The 4,921-nt window shown below is 74.6% G+C and carries 6 protein-coding genes; 2 read left to right on the forward strand and 4 right to left on the reverse strand.

From position 1 onward, the window contains the following. The 4 genes from AB0J52_RS27235 to AB0J52_RS27250 form a co-directional block, all read right to left on the reverse strand. The coding region (locus tag AB0J52_RS27235) for a TIGR03086 family metal-binding protein (RefSeq protein ID WP_500185175.1) at window positions 1-521 on the reverse strand (521 nt) is incomplete at its 3' end. Window positions 522-672: 151 nt separating this feature from the next. Next, window positions 673-1,383 (reverse strand): DUF305 domain-containing protein, encoded by a 711-nt coding sequence (locus AB0J52_RS27240; RefSeq protein ID WP_500185176.1) that lies wholly within the window; start codon window positions 1,381-1,383, stop codon window positions 673-675. Further along, entirely contained in the window at window positions 1,380-2,087 is a 708-nt protein-coding gene (locus AB0J52_RS27245) for a thioredoxin-like domain-containing protein (protein ID WP_500185177.1), read from the reverse strand. Before AB0J52_RS27245 ends, AB0J52_RS27240 begins: the two co-directional genes overlap by 4 nt. Window positions 2,088-2,162: 75 nt before the next feature. Continuing rightward, on the reverse strand, window positions 2,163-2,663 hold the full coding sequence (locus AB0J52_RS27250) for a hypothetical protein (RefSeq protein WP_500185179.1): 501 nt from the start codon (window positions 2,661-2,663) through the stop codon (window positions 2,163-2,165). 273 nt (window positions 2,664-2,936) lie between these two features. On the opposite strand from AB0J52_RS27250, the gene AB0J52_RS27255 reads away from it, so the two are divergent. Both AB0J52_RS27255 and AB0J52_RS27260 read left to right on the forward strand, forming a co-directional pair. Beyond that, window positions 2,937-4,205: a replication-associated recombination protein A gene (locus AB0J52_RS27255; RefSeq protein ID WP_500185182.1), complete on the forward strand. Its 1,269-nt coding sequence runs from the start codon at window positions 2,937-2,939 to the stop codon at window positions 4,203-4,205. Between the two features lie 138 nt (window positions 4,206-4,343). Further along, the gene (locus AB0J52_RS27260) at window positions 4,344-4,793 is read left to right on the forward strand and encodes a DUF948 domain-containing protein (RefSeq protein WP_500185180.1); all 450 of its coding nucleotides are present in this window, start codon (window positions 4,344-4,346) and stop codon (window positions 4,791-4,793) included. The last annotated feature ends 128 nt before the right edge of the window (window positions 4,794-4,921 follow it).

Genomic DNA, 4,921 nt, shown 5'->3' on the forward strand with positions numbered 1-4,921 from the left:
ACCCGCGCGGTGGCGAAGGCGTGGTGCACCAGGTCCGGGTCGAGCCGGGCCGGGAGGCCGGTCGCGACCGCCAGGTCCCAGGCGTGGACGAGGGGCTCCAGGATGTACCCGGCGAGGAAGTCGCCGAGCGGCACCTCGCCGAGCCCGCCGAGCGGGATGGGCCGGGCCAGCGCCTCGTCCGTCAGCGCCGCCGCGCACTGCTTGCGGGCGCCGCGCCAGGTGAGCGGCACGTCGCCCGGGCAGAACCGGCCGGGATCGGTGTTGACGTCGGGCTGCGGCGCGCCGGTCGCCAGCGCCCTGATCATGTGCTGGCCGCCGATCATGTGCCCGGCGACCTGGGCGGCCGTCCAGCCGGCGCACGGGGACGGCGCGTCCCAGTCGTCCCGGGGGACCGCCGCGACCAGGCCCTCGAACAGGTCCAGGGCCCGCTCGTAGCCGCCGAGCCTGGCCTCCCGGCCGCCGCGTCCGCCGTCCCGGCCGTCTCCGCCGCCTGCTCCGCCGGTCTCCGCGCTGCCCGTCATGCCGCCCAGTCACCCGCGATCGGCGTGCGGTGTCAAGCCGGAACCGGGACCGATCCGTGCGGACCGGTCCCGATCCCGCCAGAACCGCCGCCACGCCCCGGGGCGCCTCCACCGGTCATCCCGAGGAGGCGCCCGGGGACGGGACGTGGGCTCACGCGGACGACGCGCCGCGTTCGGCGAGCATCCGCTCCATCAGCGTGATCTCCGCTGTCTGCCCTTCGACCATCGTCCGGGCCAGGCGGGTGACCTGCGAGTTTCCGGTCCGGCCGAGCACGGCCCCGGCCATCGCGACGCCACCCCGGTGGTGGGCGATCATCAGCCGCAGGAACTGCGTCTCGGCCTGCCGCCCGGAGGCCTTCTCCAGAGCGTCGAGCTGCGCGGGCGTGGCCATGCCGGGCATCACGCCGCCCGCGGGCGGGGACGCCTCGCCGTGCCCGCCGTGGCCCATCCAGCGCATCGGCCCGGCGGGATCGGCCTTGGGCAGCTTCCAGCCGTCCAGCCAGGCCGTCATCATGCCGATCTGCGCCTGCTGGGTGTTGATGATGTCGTAGGCCAGCAGCCGCACCGCCTTGTCCTGCGTGCGGTCGCGGACGAGGAACGACATCTCGACGGCCTGCGCGTGGTGGACGCTCATGTCCCGCGCGAACCCCGCCTCCGGGCCTTCGGACGCGGGCCGGCCGGACCGCTGCGTCCAGCCGGCCAGGAGGGCGGCGGCCGCGAGCACTGCGACCACGGCGACGATGACCGTCCGCCGTCCGCGCGACGCCCCGGCGGGGGCCTTCCCGCCGCTCTCGGCCTCACCGCTCCCGACCTGCCCGCCGCCCTCGGCCGGTTCGTCCCCGGCCGCTGTGCCCGCGGTCACGGGGTGGCCTTGCCGCCGGTGCAGGCCGCGCCGGGCTCGGGCGTCTGCGGACCGCGCACGTAGGCGCTCAGGAACGCGTCCACGCGCTTGTCGTCGGCGTTCTGGACCTTGACCTGCTTGCCCCAGGCGCTCAGCGCGATCGGGGCGTCCAGGCCCGGATAGGGGCTGAGCAGGGTGTAGGCGGTGGCGCCGACCTTCGCCGACAGCTTGACCACCTGGTCCTGGGGCAGGTCCGGCCGGTAGGTGATCCAGACCGCGCCGTGCTCCAGCGCGTGGACGGCGTTCTCGTTGCGCAGCTGCTTGGTGTAGACGCCGCAGTTCTGCCAGAGCGGGTCGTGAGCGCCGCCGATCGGCGGGTCGCTGTCGTACTTGACCGAGGTCTGGACGTGGTCGCGGTTGGTCTCCTCCTTGCTCACCAGGCCCGCGATCTTGGGGTCGTCGGCGGACGAGCGGGCCTGCATGAACGCGAAGCCGATCGCGACGGCCGCGACCAGCCCGATCACGGTGAAGAAGGTGATCGCGCCCCACGGCGTCTGCCGCTCGGTCAGGGCGTTCTTGCGGGCCGCGGGCTTGCGCGGAGCGGCCCCGCCCGCCGCGCGGCCGCGCCCGGTGGGCTTGCCCGGCGCGTTCTTGGGCTTGCCCGGTGCGTTCTTGGACTTGCCCGAGGCGTTCTTGGGCGTGCGGGAGCGGTCTTTCTCGGACATGGCTGTAAGAGGTCCTCTCGGATGGCCGTGCTCAGGGATGTCGAGGTGGGCCGCGCGCACGCGGCCGGCGGACCTCTACAGCCGGAGCACCTGCAAGGTGGCCAGGGAGAGGGACGCGGGGGAGGGGCGGACCGGGAGGGCGGGTCGCCAGCCCAGCCGCGCCGGCAGCAGCAGCCGCCAGCGGTCCGGACGCGCCGCCAGCGCCAGCAGCATGATGCCCAGCAGGACGGCCAGGCAGAGGCAGCTCTGGGCCGGGGTCGACGGCGTCCGGTGCTGCGTGGTCATCGACGCGGGCGCCGCCGTGGGGGTGCCCGGGGTGAACCGGTGGTGGGCGTCGTGCGCGGGCGGGGTGATCCAGGCCGCGCCGTGCGGATGGCAGAGGTCCGGGGGCGGGGTGTGCTCGAGCCCGTAGCTGAACAGGAGCCCGGCCAGGGCGAACAGCACCACGAACAGCCCCGCCAGCCCGTGGCGTCGCCGTGGTGTGCGCCGTTCCGCGCTCCTGGATGCGCCCCGGGCCGTGCCCTCCGCCGCGTGCTGGGCGGCGGCCTGGACGGACGGGGCGGTCGTACCGGTCACCTGCTTCGGTTCACCTCCGGGACGGAGCAACGCCCCTCGGGCCGTCCGGGTTCCAGATCATCCTGACTTGTCACCGAACCGAGATAGTGTCGGAGGGTGACGAGCAGCCTGGGAGCAGGGGAGCCGGAGGGCCTCTTCGACGATCCGACCGCCGCCGGGCCGGAGTCCCGGCGGCCTGGCCACGGCCCGGATCCGCGGCCGGAGACCGGCGTGCGGGCGGAGAACGGCGCGGGGCCGGCGGCCGCCGGCGCGCACCAGCCGCTCGCGGTGCGGATGCGCCCGCGCGGCCTGGACGAGGTGGTCGGCCAGCAGCACCTGCTCGGCCCCGGCACCCCGATCCGCCAGCTCGTGGAGCGCGACGCCCCGATGTCCCTGGTGCTGTGGGGCCCGCCCGGCACCGGCAAGACCACCCTGGCGACCGTGGTGAGCCACGTCACCAGCCGCCGGTTCGTGGAGATCTCCGCCGTCACCGACGGCGTGAAGCGGGTCCGCGCCGAGATCGACCTGGCCCGGCGCGAACTCGGCATGACCGGGCGGCAGACCGTCCTGTTCGTCGACGAGGTGCACCGGTTCAACAAGGCCCAGCAGGACGCGCTGCTGCCCGCCGTGGAGAACCGCTGGGTCTCGTTCATCGGCGCGACGACCGAGAACCCGTTCTTCTCGGTGATCAGCCCGCTGCTGTCGCGGTCGCTGCTGCTCACCCTGGAGCCGCTCGCCGAGGACGACCTGCGCGAGGTGATCCGCCGGGCGCTCGCCGACGAGCGCGGCCTGGACGGCGCGGTCGGGCTCGACCCGGCCGCCGAGGACCACCTGATCAGGCTCGCCGGCGGCGACGCCCGCCGCACCCTCACCTACCTGGAGGCGGCCGCGATGGTCGCCGAGGACGGCCAGGCGATCGACGTGGCGGTGCTGGAGCGCGCCGTCGACCGGGCCGCCGTCCGCTACGACCGCGACGGCGACCAGCACTACGACGTCATCAGCGCGTTCATCAAGAGCATCCGGGGCAGCGACCCCGACGCCGCGCTGCACTACCTCGCCCGCATGATCGAGGCGGGCGAGGACCCGAGGTTCATCGCCCGACGGCTGATCGTGCACGCCAGCGAGGACGTCGGCATGGCCGACCCGACCGCGCTGCAGACCGCCGTGGCGGCCGCCCAGGCGGTCGAGTTCGTCGGCCTCCCCGAGGCCCGGATCAACCTCGCCCAGGCCGTGATCCACCTTGCCGTCGCGCCCAAGTCCAACGCCGTGATCGTGGCCGTGGACGAGGCGCTCGGCGACGTCCGCAAGGGCCTGGCCGGGCCCGTCCCGGGGCACCTGCGTGACGCGCACTACAAGGGCGCGGCGAAGATCGGGCACGGGACCGGGTACAAGTACGCTCACGACCACCCTGGCGGGATCGTCCGGCAGCAGTACGCGCCGGACAACGTGCACGGACGGGAGTACTACCGGCCCACCCGGCACGGGGCCGAGGCCCGGTTCACGGAGGTTCTGGGACGGATCCGGGCGGTCCTGCGGGGCACGTCCCGCCCGAAGGAGCACTGACCCGGGACCGGGGATCGATCTCCGGCCGGAGCCGCGGCGGGTGGCCCGCCGCCGGGGCCGGACCACGGTAAGGTCAGTCAGACCAGCCCGGCCGTGGCCGAACCCGCAGACAGACGACACAGCGAACGGAAAGCCCTGATGCTCACTGGTGGACAGCTAGCAGGTCTCATCGTGGCCGTGTTCTGGGCGGTGCTGGTCTCCTTCCTCGCCTACACCCTCCTCAAACTCGCCCGGCTGATCGGCGAGGCGACCGAGATGGTCGCCGACCTCGGCGAGCAGGCCGGGCCGCTGATGGACGACATGGCCCGCACCCTGCGCCGCGCCAACGAGCAGCTCGGCCGCACCGATGTGATCACCAAGCAGGTCGGCTCGGTCACCCAGAACGTCTCGGCGGTCACCACGGTGATGTCGTCGGTCGTCGGCGGGCCGCTGGTGAAGGCCGCCGCGTTCTCCTACGGGGTGCGCAAGGTGCTCGGCAACCGGTCCGGGGAGGAGCGGCCGCCGAGCCGCCCCGAGCTCCCGGCCCAGGGGTCGCGGAGCGCCGGGCGCGGCGGCGCGCCCTCCACGCGGGGCGGGAGGCGGCGGTGAAGCGGCTGTTCTGGCTCTCGGTCGGCGCGGGCGCGGGCGTCTACGCCTCGCACCGGGTCAAGCGGCGCGTCGAGCGCCTGGCCCGCGAGTGGTCCCCGGAGGGCGTCGCCGTCCGGGCCGTCCACGCC

Origin of the sequence: Spirillospora sp. NPDC049652, from assembly GCF_040675125.1 — a bacterium.
Taxonomy (GTDB): domain Bacteria; phylum Actinomycetota; class Actinomycetes; order Streptosporangiales; family Streptosporangiaceae; genus Spirillospora.